At 70.5% G+C, this 271-nt stretch carries 1 protein-coding gene; it reads right to left on the bottom strand.

The annotated features are described in order from the left end of the window. Positions 1 to 186, bottom strand: a 186-nt coding sequence (locus RMT89_RS43125) for a hypothetical protein (protein WP_315889217.1), incomplete at its 3' end; no start/stop codon positions are given. Positions 187 to 271 lie beyond the last annotated feature (85 nt).

Here is a 271-nt window from a genome sequence, read left to right as displayed (position 1 = left end):
CGGGCCCGCCACCTTGGCCTGGAGACGGGCTTCGGCCACGATCGGCAGGATCGCGTCCCAGGCGGCCGCCACTCGCCTGGGATCGACCGAGACGTGGATCTTCCAGCCTTCATGACCCTGGCCGGGTTCGGCCCGCAGGTCCGGGCTCCTGAAATCGAAGCGGAGCCACCCGTCGATATGCGCCATTGAGAGCGGCATCGCGGAGACGGCGCAGTGGGCGGTGTCCGACGCGAAGGGTGGCGCTCCCTCGGCGGGCAGCACGGCATCGTAG

It is taken from the genome of Streptomyces sp. P17, assembly GCF_032436805.1.
Classification (GTDB): domain Bacteria; phylum Actinomycetota; class Actinomycetes; order Streptomycetales; family Streptomycetaceae; genus Streptomyces.
This window is presented reverse-complemented; position numbering and strand designations above follow the sequence as displayed.